The following is a 14,191-nucleotide window of genomic DNA, read 5'->3' as shown; positions in this document are numbered from 1 at the left end:
TCAATCTGCCCATGATCAGCATCCCCAAGTCGGAATACGCCCGTCGGCGCAAGGCGCTGATGGCGCAGATGGAACCCAACAGCATCGCGATTTTGCCGGCGGCGCCGGTGTATATCCGCAACCGCGATGTCGAGCATACCTACCGTCAGGACAGCGACTTCCAGTACCTCTCCGGCTTTCCCGAGCCGGAGGCGGTAATCGCGCTGATTCCCGGGCGCGAGCATGGCGAGTACGTATTGTTCTGCCGCGAGCGCGACCCGCTGCGCGAACTGTGGGACGGCCTGCGCGCCGGTCAGGACGGCGCGATCAGCCAGTACGGCGCCGATGACGCGTTCCCGATTGGCGATATCGACGACATCCTGCCGGGGCTGATCGAGGGCCGTGATCGGGTCTATTCTTCCATGGGCACCCACCATGAGTTCGACCGCCAGCTGATGGAATGGATCAACGTGATCCGCTCCAAAGCGCGCCAGGGCGCGACGCCGCCCAACGAATTCATCACCCTCGAACACCTGCTGCATGACCTGCGCCTGTACAAGTCGGCGGCCGAAGTCAAAGTCATGAAGGAAGCCGCGGACATCTCCTGCCGCGCCCATGTGCGTGCCATGCAGGCCAGCCGTGCGGGCCTGTTCGAGTACCACCTGGAAGCCGAGCTGGATTACGAGTTCCGCAAGGGCGGGGCGAAGATGCCGGCCTATGGCAGCATCGTCGCGGCAGGCAAGAACGCCTGCATCCTGCATTACCGCGAGAACGACGCACAGTTGAAAGACGGCGATCTGGTGCTGATCGACGCCGGCTGCGAGATCGACTGCTACGCCAGCGACATCACCCGCACCTTCCCGGTCAGCGGCAAGTTTTCCCCCGAGCAGAAAGCCATCTACGAGTTGGTGCTGGCCTCCCAGGAAGCCGCGTTCAAGGAAATCGGCCCCGGTAAGCACTGGAACCAGGCCCACGAAGCCACGGTGCAGGTGATTACCGCCGGGCTGGTTGAACTCGGCCTGCTACAGGGCGATGTGGCCGAGTTGATCGCCACTGAAGCCTACAAACCCTTCTATATGCACCGCGCCGGCCACTGGCTGGGCATGGATGTGCACGACGTCGGTGAGTACAAGGTCGGCGGCGAATGGCGCGAGTTGGAAGTCGGCATGGCCATGACCGTCGAACCGGGCATTTATATCGCCGTGGACAATCAGGACGTGGCGAAGAAGTGGCGCGGCATCGGTGTGCGCATCGAGGACGACGTGGTGGTGACCAAGAGCGGCTGCGAAATCCTCACCAGCGGTGTGCCGAAAACCGTCGCCGAAATCGAAGCGCTGATGGCCGCCGCACGCAGCGTGGCTGCCTAGAGCATGTCACGCGTCGACATTGCGATTATCGGCGGCGGCCTGGTCGGCGCCAGTCTGGCCGTGGCCCTGCAGGCTGAAGCCAAGCTGCGCGGCTGGAGCATCTGCCTGATCGAGCCGTTCACCCCGGGCAACGGTTACCAGCCCAGCTACGATGCGCGCTCGACTGCGTTGTCCTTTGGTTCCCAGCAGATTTATCAGCGCCTTGGTTTGTGGCAGCAGATCAGCCAGCGCGCCGAGCCGATCAAGCAGATTCATGTTTCCGATCGTGGCCGTTTCGCCGCCGCGCGCCTGAGCGCCGAGGAAGAAGGCGTGCCGGCGCTGGGTTATGTGGTGGAAAACGCCTGGCTTGGCGAATGCCTGTGGCAGGCGCTGGATCAGCAAGTGGTGAGCTGGCGCAGCCCGGCCCAGGTCACCCGTATGCAGGCCCTGGCCGATGGCTACCGGCTGACTTTGGATGACGGCAGCGAACTGGAATGCAACCTGGCGATTCTTGCTGAGGGTGGTCGTTCCGGTTTGCGCGAGCAGTTGGGCATCGCCGTCAGCACCACGCCTTACGGGCAGAGTGCGCTGATCGCCAACGTCAGCCCTACGGATGCGCACAACGGCCTGGCCTTCGAGCGCTTTACCGAAGAAGGGCCGATGGCCCTGTTGCCTCTGGCGGATAACCGCTGCGCACTGGTCTGGACCCGCGCCACCCTGGAAGCCGAGCGGCTTTTGGCGCTGGACGATGCGGCGTTTCTCGCCGAGCTGCAGCAGGCCTTCGGTTATCGCCTGGGCAGCCTGCGCCAAGTCGGCGCGCGGCATCTCTACCCGCTGGCGCTGACCGCAGCAAAAGAGCAAGTGCGCCAGCATCTGGTGGTGCTCGGCAATGCCGCGCACAGCCTGCATCCGATTGCCGGGCAGGGCTACAACCTGTCACTGCGCGATACCCTGGTGCTGGCCGAAACCCTGTTGGCCAGCGATGCGCCCTTGGGCGATCTGGCCACTCTGCAGCGATACCTGAGCAGTCAGCAGATGGATCAGCAACTGACCGTCGGTTTCTCCGATCAGGTCACCCGCCTATTCAGTACCGGCCAGCCGCTGCTGGCTGCTGGGCGCAACCTCGGCCTGCTCGGCCTCGATCTACTACCTCCGGCGAAACGCTGGTTCGCCCGCCAGGCCATGGGCCTTGGCACTCGCTCGGAGCATTGATTCATGTCGGCAAACAAATTGGCGCGCAAGGCGCGGCTGCTGCGCTGGGCGATGAATCTGTATCCGCCGTATCTGGGCGCCGGCGTGCGGGTGCGGCAGATCAGCGCGGACTTCCGTCAGGTTCAGGTGAAGATGGGCCTGGGCTGGTATAACCGCAACTATGTTGGCACCCAGTTCGGCGGCAGTCTGTATTCGATGACCGACCCGTTTTTTATGCTGATGATTATGGAAAACCTCGGGCGTGACTTTATCGTCTGGGACAAGGCCGCGCGCATCGACTTTATTGCCCCCGGCAAAGGTCCGGTGTACGCCGACTTCAGCATCGACCAAGGACTGCTTGACGATATTCGCCAGCACACCGCAGACGGTGACAAATACCTGCCCGAGCTGCATGTGGAGGTGCGCGATGGCAGCGGCACCCTGGTGGCGCGGGTGCATAAAACTCTTTACGTGCGACTCAAGCCGCGCGTTCGGCAGGCAGCTTGAACAAGGAATATGTGATGCAAGCGGATCTGATCATCGTTGGCGCAGGCATGGTGGGCAGCGCCCTGGCGCTGGCCCTGCAGGATCAGGGGCTGGAGATTCTGCTGGTTGACGGCAGCCCGCTGAGCGTCAAACCCTTTGACCCGCAAGCCGCCTTCGAACCACGGGTCAGTGCGCTGTCGGTGGCCAGTCAACGCATTCTTGATCGCCTCGGTGTATGGGACGGCATCGCCGCGCGGCGTGCCTGCCCCTATGCCGAGATGCAGGTATGGGATGGCTCGGGCACCGGGCAGATTCATTTCAGCGCCGCCAGCGTGCATGCCGAATCCCTCGGCCATATCGTCGAGAACCGCGTGGTGCAGGATGCCCTGCTTGAGCGCCTGCATGACAGCCCGATTGGTTTGCTGCCGGGTGCCCGTCTGGAGCAGCTGCGCCGTTCCGGCGATGGCTGGTTGCTCAGTCTGAGTGACGGCCGCGAGTTGCGTGCGCCATTGATCATCGCAGCGGATGGCGCCAACTCGGCGGTGCGCCGCCTGGCCGGTTGCGCCACCCGTGAATGGGATTACCTACACCACGCCATCGTTACCAGCGTGCGTTGCAGCAAGCCGCATCAGGCCACCGCCTGGCAGCGCTTTACCGATGATGGCCCGCTGGCCTTTCTGCCGCTGGCAGGCCCGGCAGGCGAGCACTGGTGCTCGATTGTCTGGTCGGTGACCCCGACAGAAGCCGAGCGGTTGATGGCCCTGGATGATGCGGGTTTCCGTCGGGCGCTGGGCTTTGCCTTCGAGCACCGCCTGGGCGAGGTGCTACACGCCGATCCGCGCCTGTGTATCCCACTGCGTCAACGTCACGCCAAACGCTATGTCGAAGACGGCCTGGCGCTGATTGGCGATGCCGCGCACAGCATCCATCCGCTGGCCGGGCAGGGCGTCAACCTGGGCTTTCTCGATGTAGCAGTGCTGGCCGAGGTGCTGCTGCACGCGGCGCAGCGTGGCGAGCGCCTGAGTGATGTGAAGGTGCTCAGCCGCTACGAGCGCCGCCGTATGCCGCACAACCTGGCGATGATGGCGGCGATGGAAGGCTTCGAGCGGTTGTTCCAGGCCGACCCATTGCCGCTGCGCTGGTTGCGCAACAGCGGCCTCAACTGGGTGGATGATTTGCCGGAAGCCAAGGCGCTGTTTGTGCGTCAGGCGTTGGGGCTGTCGGGTGATTTGCCGGAGTTGGCGCGGGCTTAACGCTGACTATCTAGCCCAGTGACGCTCGTTACGCCGATGGTGGGTTACGCCGCGCCCCGAATGGCGTGAGCCTGGCAGTCGCGACATGCGGCTAACCTGCGCGGCCCGACCCACACTACAAAAGCTACGGGCAAAAAAAGCCCGGCACTGAGGCCGGGCTAAAAGTGTGTAGGGAAGTACACACGGAGTTGCTGTCAGGTCATGCCCAGCCAGTTGGGCAGGGCCATGGATACGGCAGGCACGTAGGTGATGATCATCAGGAAGCTCAGTAGCAGCATCAGCCACGGCCAGGCGGCCTTGATCACGGCGGTCAGCGGCATACCGGTCACCGCCGAGGTGACGAACAGGTTGAGCCCCACTGGCGGTGTGATCAGTCCGATTTCCATGTTCACCACCATGATGATGCCCAGGTGGATCGGGTCGATGCCCAGTTGCACGGCAATCGGGAAGAGGATTGGCGCGAGGATCAGGATGATCGCCGACGGCTCCATAAAGGCGCCCGCCACCAGCAGCACGATGTTCACCACCAGCAGGAACTGCCAAGGCTGCAGGCCCATCTCGATCACCCAGGCGGTGATGGTCTGGGGGATCTGCTCGGTGGTCAGCACGTGGGCGAAGAGCATGGCGTTGGCGATGATGAACATCAGCATGATGGTCAGCTTGCCGGAGTCCAGCAGCACCTTGGGGCACTCGCGGATGGTCATGTCCTTGTACACGAACAGCGCCACGAAGCCGGCGTAGACCGCCGCGACCGCTGCTGCTTCGGTAGGGGTGAACATGCCGGAGTAGATGCCGCCGAGGATGATCACCATCAGCAGCAGACCCCATACGGCTTTGCGTGCGGTGCTGAGGAATTCGCGGAACGTGGCGCGCGGCATGGACGGCAGGTTCATCTTCCGCGCGACGATATAGATCGCCACCATCAGCGCCACGCCCAGCAGCAGGCCCGGCACTACGCCGGCCATAAACAGCTTGCCCACCGACTGCTCGGTCGCGGCGGCATACACCACCATGACAATCGACGGTGGAATCAGGATGCCCAGGGTACCGGCGTTACACACGATCCCCGCGCCGAATGCCTGCGGATAACCCGAGCGCACCATGCCGGCGATGGCAATCGAGCCGACGGCCGCCACCGTGGCAGGCGACGAGCCGGACAGCGCGGCGAACAGCATGCACGCCATCACGGCGGAAATAGCCAGACCGCCACGGATGTGGCCGACACAGGCGTTGGCGAAGTTGATCAGGCGCTGGGCCACGCCGCCGGTGGTCATGAATGCACCGGAGAGCAGGAAGAACGGGATCGCCAGCAGGGTGTAGTGCTCGCTGGTTTCGAACAGCTTGATCGCCAGCGAACGTACCGAGTCCGGGCTGAACAGCATGATGGTGACCGAGCCGGCCAGGCCCAGGGAGGCGGCAATCGGCACGCCGATAAACATCAGCAGAAACAGCAGGAGGAAGAGGAACAGAATAGTCATGGTTTGTGTTCCTCGTGCTCATTGATTTTCAGCGCGTCGGCCGCTTCATCAGCCAGGCCCAGGCCGGTCTGCTGGTTGCGCAGGATGCGTACGAAGATTTCAAAGAAGCGGATAAACACCATGGCGTAACCGAACGGCACGATCAGGGTGATATGCCATTGCATGATGCCGTAGTGGCCGAGGTCTTCAGCACCGATGCCGGCGTTGAACAGGGTTTTCACCCAGTCGAAGCTGGCCACGGTGATCAGCCCGGCATATCCCAGGCAGGCCAGGCAGGCGATCAGGCCGATAACCCGCTGCACCGGTTTGCTCGCCAGTTTCACCAGCGCATCGACGCCGATATGCCCGGCGGTGCGCACACCGTAGGCCAGGCCGAAGAAGATCAACCAGGCGAATAACGCCTTGGTCAGGGCAATGCTCCAGGTCATTGACTGGGCCATGCCGAGAATGCTGTCGCCAATGGCGAAGAACAACTCACTGCTGCCTTCCCAGCGATCCGCCAGGTTGTAGAACAGTGTGTAGAGGTTATTGAGGATCACGTAGACGAAGGTCACCAGCGTCATGGCGGCCAGCAGAAAGGCGATAAAGCCTTCCTCGAAGTGGTCCCAGACGCGCCGCAAGGCGTTCATCGATAGAGTCTCCAGTGTTTGAGGGGCGGCGTACCCAGGCAGCCCACTAGGGTTGCCTGGGTATTCAGCCAATCGCGCAGCGGCAAGGCTGCGCTGTGGTTGGGTTCAGGCCGTGGCCTGCTCCGCCTTACTGGTTGGCTGCGTCGGCGGCCTTGATCAGGTCGGCGCCGATTTCCGCTTCGAACTTGCTCCACACCGGTTTCATGGCATCGCGCCATTCATTACGCTGCTCAGGAGTCAGGCTAATGATTTCGGTGGTTTTCGCCTCGAGGATGCGCTGCTTGTCGCCTTCGTTAAGGGCGTCAGCCTGCTTGTTCACTTCGGCGGTCACTTCCACGATGATCTTGTCCAGCTCGCTACGGACATCTTCCGGCAGGCCGTTCCAGAACTTGGTGTTGGTGATCAGCATGTAGTCCAGTACACCGTGGTTGGATTCGGTGATGAACTTCTGCACTTCGTGCATCTTCTGGCTGTAGATGTTCGAGTAGGGGTTCTCTGCACCGTTAACCACGCCAGTCTGCAGGCCTTGGTAAACCTCGGCGAAGCTCATTTTGCGCGGGTTGGCTTTAACGGCCTTGAATTGCTCTTCCAGTACGGCGGAAGCCTGTACGCGGAATTTCAGGCCACGGGCATCTTTCGGCTCACGCAGTGCCTTGTTAGCGGACAGCTGCTTGAGGCCGTTGTGCCAGTAGGCCAGGCCGGTGATGTTTTTATCTTCCATGGATTTCAGCAGCGCCTGACCTTCTGGGCTCAGCTGGAAGCGGTCGACGGCGGCCATGTCCTGGAACAGGAACGGCAGGTCGAATACCTGGATCTGCTTGGTGTACTGCTCGAACTTGGCCAGCGATGGAGCGATCAGCTGCACGTCACCGAGCAACAGCGCTTCCATTTCCTTGCCATCGCCGAACAGCGAGGAGTTCGGGTAAACCTCGACCTTGACCTTGTCGCCCAGACGCTCTTCAGCGAGCTTCTTGAACAGCACGGCACCCTGGCCTTTAGGGGTGTGGTCGGCGACCACGTGGGAGAACTTGATCACGATCGGGTCGGCCGCTTGGGCCATGCCGGCGATGCTCAGCGACAGGGCGCAAGCCAGCGCCTTGGCAGTCAGTTTGAACATGGAGTCTTTCCTCTTGTTTTTGTATAGCTTGTTTTTGTATTGAGTGCGCCGCAGCGCTACAAGTCGGGCGAACAGGCTCAAGTCTAGGCGGCCTGTCAGAAAATGACGGGCGTCGGGCAGATTGCCTAGAACTGTGCGTTAGTGAGTCGCCTGCAGGAGGCTAGAGCAACCGCCATGCCAGGCGCTGAAGTGGCTGCTGTGAGTAGTGTGAAACGCAGCAACGACAAGGCCTGGCGGGTTGTTGAAGAGAATTTTGCGCGCAGCTGCGCAGGGCATTTGCGCAGCTTTTGGCGGAAATCCGCCGGCTAGTCGAGGCTGTCTGGCGAGCTTCCGCCAGCGTCGGCGAAGCTCAGGCCGTGTTTGCGCAGCTTGTCGTGCAGGGTTTTGCGCGGCACACCGAGGGCCTCGGCCAGGCTGCGCAGCGAGCTGTGCGAGCGGCTCAGTTCGGCGCTGATCAGGCTGCGTTCGAAGGCCTCCACCTGAGCGTTCAGGCCGCCGCTGTTGCCGTCTTCATCGGGCAGCGGCGCCGCAGCCTGGGCCTGCAGGTCGAGGTCCAGTTCCAGGCCCAGGGCGAAGCGTTCGGCGGCGTTCTGCAGTTCACGTACGTTGCCCGGCCAGGGGTGACGCAGCAGCGCTGCGCGCTGGCCCGGCTGCAGGCTGCGTTCGGCCAGGCCGTGGCGGCTGCTGGCGGCTTCGGCAAAGTGCTGGAACAGCAGCAGGGCATCTTCGCCGCGCTCACGCAGGGCCGGGATGCGCAGCGGGGCGACGTTCAGGCGGTAATACAGGTCGGCGCGGAAACGCCCTTGGTCGGCGGACTGGCGCAGGTCTTCCTTGGTCGCCGCGATCACCCGGATGTCCAGGGGAATCAACTGGTTGCCGCCGAGGCGCTCGACCACCCGCTCCTGCAACAGGCGCAGCAGTTTGACCTGCACTTCCAGGCTCATGCTCTCGATTTCATCGAGAAACAGGGTGCCGCCATTGGCGAATTCGAACTTGCCGATACGGCGCTTCTGCGCGCCGGTAAAGGCGCCTTGCTCATGGCCGAACAGCTCGCTTTCCACCACCGATTCGGCCAGGGCGCCAGCGTTGATCGCCACGAACGGCCCGGCCCGGCGGCTCGATAAATCGTGCAGCGCGCGCGCCACCACTTCCTTGCCGGCGCCGGTTTCACCGAGGATCAGCACGTCGCTGTTGATCCCGGCCAGAGCGCCGATTTGTTCGCGCAGGCGCAGCATCGCTGGCGATTGGCCGACCAAGCGCGCTGACAGGGTGTGGCGATCGGCCAGGGCCATGCGCAGGCTGCGGTTATCCAGCACCAGACGGCGTAGTGCCAAGGCGCGGCGCACGCTGTCGAGCAGGTCGTCGCTGGCGAAAGGCTTTTCCAGAAAGTCATAGGCACCGGCACGCATGGCCTGCACGGCCAGCGGCACATCGCCGTGGCCGGTGATCAGCAGTACCGGCAGCTCCGGGTCTTGTTCCTGCAGCTGTTGCAGCAGTTGCAGGCCGTCGATGCCGGGCATGCGGATATCGCTGACTACCACGCCCGGCCAGTCGCGCTCGATGCGTGCGGCGACGCCATGGGCGTCGGCCAGGCTGCTGACCTTGAGCCCTGCCAGGTCGAGGGTCTGGCTCAGCGCCTGACGCAGGTGGGGGTCGTCGTCGATCAGCAGCACCTGGGTGCGGGAGTCGATCATGCTCATACAGCAAAGTCCTCTGGCGACTGGGTTTTGATGCCCTGATCCGCGGCGCGCAGGCGCAGGGTCAGCTGGGCGCCGCCGTCGGGGTGGTTGGCGAACAGCAGTTCGCCGCCCAGGGCGCGCATCAGGGTATCGCAAATGGCCAGGCCGAGGCCGAGGCCCTGAGCGCTGGTTTTGGTGGTGAAGAATGGCTCGCGGGCGCGTTGCAGCGCCTCCTGACTAAAGCCGGGGCCATTGTCCCGCAGGTGTAGATCGACGCCCTCGGCGGTAAGTTCGGCACTCAGCCACAGGCGGCGTGGCTGCGGCACTTCGCTCAAGGCATCGAGGGCGTTGGCCAGCAGGTTGCCGAGCACCTGGCGCAGACGGGTTTCCCCGGCCTGCACCCACAGGGTGGCGTTCGGCAGGTCGCGGATCAGCTCGACCTGCATGGCCTGGCGGCGCTTGGCCAGCAGGGCCAGGGCATCGTCGATGGCCGGCTGCAGGGCCACGCTTTCCGGGGCGTGACGGTCGCGGCGGGCGAAGGCGCGCAGGTGGGCGATGATCGAAGCCATGCGCTCGGTGAGTTGGCTGATCAGCTTGAGGTTGGCGCGGGCATCGTCGCCGCGCTGGTGGTCGAGCAGCACGCAGGCGTTGTCGGCGTAGCTGCGGATGGCCGCCAGCGGTTGGTTGAGCTCATGGCTGATGCTCGCACTCATGGTGCCCAGGGCCGAGAGTTTGCTGGCCTGTACCAGTTCATCCTGCGCTTGCACCAGCTCCTGCTGTGCCTGCTCGCGCTCCAGCACTTCCTGTTTCAGCCGGCTATTCAGCCGTTCCAGGTCGAGGGTGCGTTCCAGCACGCGTTGTTCCAGCTGCTGACGGGCCTGGCTGTCGAGGGCGATGCGCTCCAGGTAGTGACGGCGACGCTGCATCAGCAGGCCAAGCAGCAGCATCAACAGCAGCAGCATGCCGCCGCCGGCGACCAGGGCGGTGCGCACCGGGCGGTCGAGCAGGCTGCGTGGGGCGAGGATGCTGACGGTCCAGCCGGTTTCCTTGAGCTCGCGGTCCTGGCGAATCCAGTTCTGCGCATCCAGCTTGATCGGCGGCGGCGCCTGGGTCGGGTAGGGCAGGTTGGCGGCAATTGCGGCGCGCTCGGCAGCGTCCAGCGGGCGGCTGGCGGTAAAGCGCCACTGGCTGTTGGAGGTGAGGATCACCACGCCATTGGCATCGGTGACCAGCAGCTGTTCCGGGGTGTTGCCCCAGAGGATTTCGGTGTGATCGAGGTCGACCTTGACCACCAACGCGCCGAGGTTACGCTCGCCATCGCGCACGGCAGCGGCAAAGTAGTAGCCGCGCTTGCCTGAGGTGGTGCCGAGGCCGAAGAAGCGCCCCGGCCGGCCGGCGATGGCCTCGCGGAAATACGGGCGGAAGGCGAAGTTACGGTCGACAAAGGAGTCGGCCTGCTCCCAGTTGGAGGCCGCTAAGGTCTTGCCGTTGGGGTCCATCAGGTAGATCACGTCGGCCCCGGTCTGGCCGCGCACCTGATCGAGCAGGCGGTTGGCGTTCTCCAGCAGGGCGCGCTCGCTTGGCTGTTGCAGGGCCAGGCGCAGGGCCGGCAGGTCGCCGAGAATCGGTGGCAGCACTTCATAACGGCGCAGGGTGCCGAGCAGGTTGGCGACGTAGAGGTCGAGGGTCTGGCGGTTCTGTTCGACCAGCACGCCGCTGTAGTAACGCTCGGCCAGCTGCTGCAGCGGCCACAGCAGTGGCGTCAGCAGCAGGGCGAGGACAGCCAGGCTGCGCCAACGCGGGCGACGCGGGTGAGGATGAGCGGTGGACATGCGCTTACTCGAGCAGGGTGATCAGTTGAGAGTGGCGGTTATGCAATAAGTGGGCAAGCTCGCCGATATGGGTCAATACTCAAATTGTTCGGCATCGCTTTGGAGTAATGGTGCCGCCCCGGTTGCGCCCTGCATGGACGGCTGCGCTTTAGTCCCTGGAGGTGTCCGATGTTGGCTCAATTAACGGTAAGGGCGAGACTGTTGCTGTTGGCGGTGGTGCCGCTGCTGGTGCTGATTGTGGTCATCGCTATGGCGTTGTCCAACGCCAGCAAGCTCAATCAGAGTTTTGACGAGCTATTTACCGACCGCATGCAGCCGATCAGCCAGCTCAAGCTGGTGTCCGATGCCTACGCGGTGGCGATGGTCGATGCACTGCATAAATACCGCGCTGGGGTGTTTGATGAGCCTGCGTTGCGTAAGGCATTCAGTGAGGCTCGTGGGCGTGGCGACAAGGCCTGGGCCGAATACATCGCCACTCGCCTGACCCGGGATGAAAGCAGCCGGGTCGAACGGGTCAAACCGCATTTGTTGCGCGTGCAGCAACTGGCCGATCAGTATCTGGGTCAGCTCGGCAATGGCCAGTTGTTGGCAGCTGAAGCCGGGCCGTTCAATCGCACCCTGTATGACACCTTCGACCCGCTCGGTGGCGAGTTGGAGGGCTTGATCAACCTGCAGTTGAGCGAGGGCGAGCAGCTGAACGTCGAGACCGCCGCGCAGTACCAGACGATCCGCAATAGTTTTGTGGTGATTGGTGTAGTGGCGCTGGTGCTGGTGCTGGTGGCGGCGTTGTTGATCAGCCTGTCGATCATTCGCCCGCTGGCCGGTTTGCGCAGCCTGATCAGCGAAGTGCAGCAGTCTTCCAATCTGACCCTGCGCGCCGATGCCAGCGGCCGCGATGAGGTGTCCGATACCGCGCGGGCCTTCAACACCATGCTTGAACACCAGCAGGCATTGATTCGTCATTTGACTGATACCGCCACGCAACTGGCGGCAGCGTCCGAGGAAATGAGCGCGATCAGTGCCCAGGTCAGCCAGGCCGCCACGGCTCAGGGTGACCAAACCAGCATGGTGGCCACCGCCGTGCACCAGATGAGCGTGGCGGTGCAGGAAGTGGCGCGCAATGCGCAGTCCACCGCCAGCAATGCGGCGGACGCGAACAAGGAAGCGCGCCAGGGCAGTGAGCTGGTGCAGTCCAACCTCACATCGATTCAGGGCCTGTCGGCGTCGGTGGAAAAAGCCGGCCAGGTGATCGACACCTTGCATAGCCAGAGCGATGAAATCAGCAAGGTGCTTGGGGTGATCCAGAGCATTGCCGAGCAGACCAACCTGCTGGCGCTCAACGCCGCCATCGAGGCAGCGCGCGCCGGTGAAGCCGGGCGTGGCTTTGCCGTTGTGGCCGATGAGGTGCGCAGCCTGGCCAGCAATACGCAGAAAGCCACCGAGTCGATTCGCAGCATGATCGATGCCCTGCAAGGCGGTGCGCGTAGCGCGGTGAGCGCCATGCAGCTATCGCGAGAGCAGGCGCAAAACAGCGTCAGCCATGCCCGAGAAGCGGGTGAGGTGCTTAATCATATTGCCCACGCCATCGAAGGCATTGCCGATGGCAATGTGCAGATATCCGCCGCTACCGAGGAGCAGACTGCGGTGGCCAATGAGATCAGCCAGAACATCAGTAGCCTTAATGACAGCATTGGCGAGGTGGTCAACGGCGCCGAGCAGAGCTCGATTGCCAGTCGCGATCTGGCGCAACTGGCCACCGGTTTGCAGCAGCAGATTCAGCGTTTCCGGGCTTAGCTGCGAGCTAGGCATTGCTCCAGCGCGGCTTGCCAGGTTGGCAGTTGAACCTGCCAGTCCTGCTGCAGGCGGCTGCAGTCCAAACGTGAATTAAGTGGGCGTTGCGCCGGGGTTGGGTAAGCGCTGCTGGGAATAGGTTGTAGCGTCGCCACACGTTTGCCCTGGTTACGCAGGTGTGCGGCAATTGCGCTGGCGAAACCGAACCAGCTGGTTTCGTCCTGGGCGCTCAGGTGATACACGCCCCACGGGCCGGCATGGCCGCTGCGCCAGTGCTTGATCAGCTGCGCCGTGGCCTGCGCAATAGTGCCGGCCCAGGTCGGCGCGCCAATCTGGTCCACCACCACGGACAGGCTTTCGCGCTCCTGCAGCAGGCGTTGCATGGTCAGCAGAAAGTTTTTGCCGTGCTGCGAATAGACCCAACTGGTACGCAGAATCAGGTGCATACCGCCCACGGCCTGAATCGCCTGCTCGCCAGCCAATTTGCTGCGCCCGTAAACACTCAGCGGGTTTGTGCTGTCGCTCTCGTGGTAAGGCGCGGCCTGGCTGCCATCGAACACATAATCGGTGGAGTAGTGGATCAGCGGAGCGCCCAGCTCGGCAGCGACTTCGGCGAGGATGCCGGGTGCCGTGGCGTTGATCGTGAAGGCCAGCTCCGGCTCGCTCTCGGCCTGATCCACCGCGGTGTGTGCAGCGGCATTGATGATCAGCTCGGGGCGCAGATGCTGAACCTGTTGGCGAATAAGCTCGGGCTGAGCCAGATCCAGCTGCTCACGGCCCAGTACCGTCAGCTCGCCTGCGCCTTGCAAAGTGCGCTGCAGTTCCTGGCTGACCTGGCCATGCTGGCCGAGCAGGAGAATCTTCATGGGAAAACCTGCGCATCGACGAAGCTGAGCCCGGCCTGATCCTTGGCTGATAACTGCGGCGCGCCATCCAATGGCCAGTCGATGGCCAAGGTCGGGTCATCCCAGCGGATGCAGCGCTCGTGTTCCGGCGCGTAGTAGTCAGTGGTTTTGTAGAGAAATTCGGCGAACTCGCTGAGTACGACAAAGCCATGGGCAAAACCTTCCGGCACCCACAGCTGCCGCTTGTTCTCGGCGGACAATAGATTGCCCGCCCATTTGCCGAAGGTGGGCGAGCTGCGACGTAGATCCACGGCCACGTCATAGACTTCGCCGGTGGTGACCCGTACCAGTTTGCCCTGCGCTTGCTGCACCTGGTAATGCAGGCCGCGCAGCACGCCTTTGGCTGAGCGCGAGTGATTGTCCTGAACGAACTCACGCTGCAGGCCAGTGGCATCGGCAAAGCTGCGGGCATTGAAGCTCTCGAAGAAAAAGCCGCGCTGATCGCCGAACACCTTGGGCTCGAGAATGATCATGCCGGGTAGTTCGGTGTTAACAGCTTGCATGG

The 14,191-nt window shown here is 63.1% G+C and carries 12 protein-coding genes; 5 read left to right on the top strand and 7 right to left on the bottom strand.

Annotation, left to right across the window (positions count from 1 at the left end):
• The first annotated feature begins 11 nt into the window (after nucleotides 1-11).
• Genes pepP through Q8O69_RS15860 form a run of 4 tightly spaced genes read left to right on the top strand, consistent with a single transcriptional unit; the run spans nucleotide 12 to nucleotide 4,255 of the window.
• Nucleotides 12-1,346 (top strand): Xaa-Pro aminopeptidase, encoded by a 1,335-nt coding sequence (pepP, locus tag Q8O69_RS15875; protein WP_305593222.1) that lies wholly within the window; start codon nucleotides 12-14, stop codon nucleotides 1,344-1,346.
• 3 nt (nucleotides 1,347-1,349) lie between these two features.
• On the top strand, nucleotides 1,350-2,537 hold the full coding sequence (ubiH, locus tag Q8O69_RS15870) for a 2-octaprenyl-6-methoxyphenyl hydroxylase (protein WP_305593221.1): 1,188 nt from the start codon (nucleotides 1,350-1,352) through the stop codon (nucleotides 2,535-2,537).
• 3 nt (nucleotides 2,538-2,540) lie between these two features.
• Nucleotides 2,541-3,023: a DUF4442 domain-containing protein gene (locus tag Q8O69_RS15865; RefSeq protein WP_305593220.1), complete on the top strand. Its 483-nt coding sequence runs from the start codon at nucleotides 2,541-2,543 to the stop codon at nucleotides 3,021-3,023.
• A gap of 14 nt (nucleotides 3,024-3,037) precedes the next feature.
• A complete protein-coding gene (locus tag Q8O69_RS15860; RefSeq protein WP_305593219.1) occupies nucleotides 3,038-4,255 on the top strand; it encodes a 2-octaprenyl-3-methyl-6-methoxy-1,4-benzoquinol hydroxylase in 1,218 nt (405 codons plus the stop codon).
• A 194-nt stretch (nucleotides 4,256-4,449) separates the two neighbouring features.
• On the opposite strand, the gene dctM is transcribed toward Q8O69_RS15860, so the two are convergent.
• The 5 genes from dctM to Q8O69_RS15835 all read right to left on the bottom strand — a co-directional run bounded on the left by dctM (nucleotide 4,450) and on the right by Q8O69_RS15835 (nucleotide 10,990).
• Complete coding sequence (dctM, locus tag Q8O69_RS15855; RefSeq protein WP_305593218.1) at nucleotides 4,450-5,733, bottom strand: C4-dicarboxylate TRAP transporter large permease protein DctM; 1,284 nt, start codon at nucleotides 5,731-5,733, stop codon at nucleotides 4,450-4,452.
• Nucleotides 5,730-6,362 carry a TRAP transporter small permease gene (locus tag Q8O69_RS15850; RefSeq protein ID WP_305593217.1) on the bottom strand — a complete coding sequence of 211 codons (633 nt, stop codon included), beginning with the start codon at nucleotides 6,360-6,362 and terminating at the stop codon, nucleotides 5,730-5,732. Before Q8O69_RS15850 ends, dctM begins: the two co-directional genes overlap by 4 nt.
• Before the next feature lie 127 nt (nucleotides 6,363-6,489).
• Nucleotides 6,490-7,479, bottom strand: a complete 990-nt coding sequence (dctP, locus tag Q8O69_RS15845) for a C4-dicarboxylate TRAP substrate-binding protein DctP (protein ID WP_305593216.1) — start codon at nucleotides 7,477-7,479, stop codon at nucleotides 6,490-6,492.
• A gap of 305 nt (nucleotides 7,480-7,784) precedes the next feature.
• Nucleotides 7,785-9,179 (bottom strand): sigma-54 dependent transcriptional regulator, encoded by a 1,395-nt coding sequence (locus Q8O69_RS15840; RefSeq protein WP_305593215.1) that lies wholly within the window; start codon nucleotides 9,177-9,179, stop codon nucleotides 7,785-7,787.
• Nucleotides 9,176-10,990 carry an ATP-binding protein gene (locus tag Q8O69_RS15835; RefSeq protein WP_305593214.1) on the bottom strand — a complete coding sequence of 605 codons (1,815 nt, stop codon included), beginning with the start codon at nucleotides 10,988-10,990 and terminating at the stop codon, nucleotides 9,176-9,178. Before Q8O69_RS15835 ends, Q8O69_RS15840 begins: the two co-directional genes overlap by 4 nt.
• 168 nt (nucleotides 10,991-11,158) lie before the next feature.
• Between Q8O69_RS15835 and Q8O69_RS15830 the strand changes: the two genes are divergently transcribed.
• Nucleotides 11,159-12,784 carry a methyl-accepting chemotaxis protein gene (locus Q8O69_RS15830; protein ID WP_305593213.1) on the top strand — a complete coding sequence of 542 codons (1,626 nt, stop codon included), beginning with the start codon at nucleotides 11,159-11,161 and terminating at the stop codon, nucleotides 12,782-12,784.
• Here Q8O69_RS15830 and rfbD read toward each other — a convergent pair.
• The gene (rfbD, locus tag Q8O69_RS15825; protein ID WP_305593212.1) at nucleotides 12,781-13,647 is read right to left on the bottom strand and encodes a dTDP-4-dehydrorhamnose reductase; all 867 of its coding nucleotides are present in this window, start codon (nucleotides 13,645-13,647) and stop codon (nucleotides 12,781-12,783) included. The genes Q8O69_RS15830 and rfbD overlap by 4 nt on opposite strands.
• Nucleotides 13,644-14,189, bottom strand: a complete 546-nt coding sequence (rfbC, locus tag Q8O69_RS15820; RefSeq protein ID WP_305593211.1) for a dTDP-4-dehydrorhamnose 3,5-epimerase — start codon at nucleotides 14,187-14,189, stop codon at nucleotides 13,644-13,646. Before rfbC ends, rfbD begins: the two co-directional genes overlap by 4 nt.
• Nucleotides 14,190-14,191: the final 2 nt, after the last annotated feature.

This window comes from Pseudomonas sp. (assembly GCF_030690725.1).
In the GTDB taxonomy this organism is placed as follows: Bacteria; Pseudomonadota; Gammaproteobacteria; order Pseudomonadales; family Pseudomonadaceae; genus Aquipseudomonas.
Note: the sequence above shows the minus strand (reverse complement) of the source record. Positions and strands in the feature narration are given on the sequence as shown.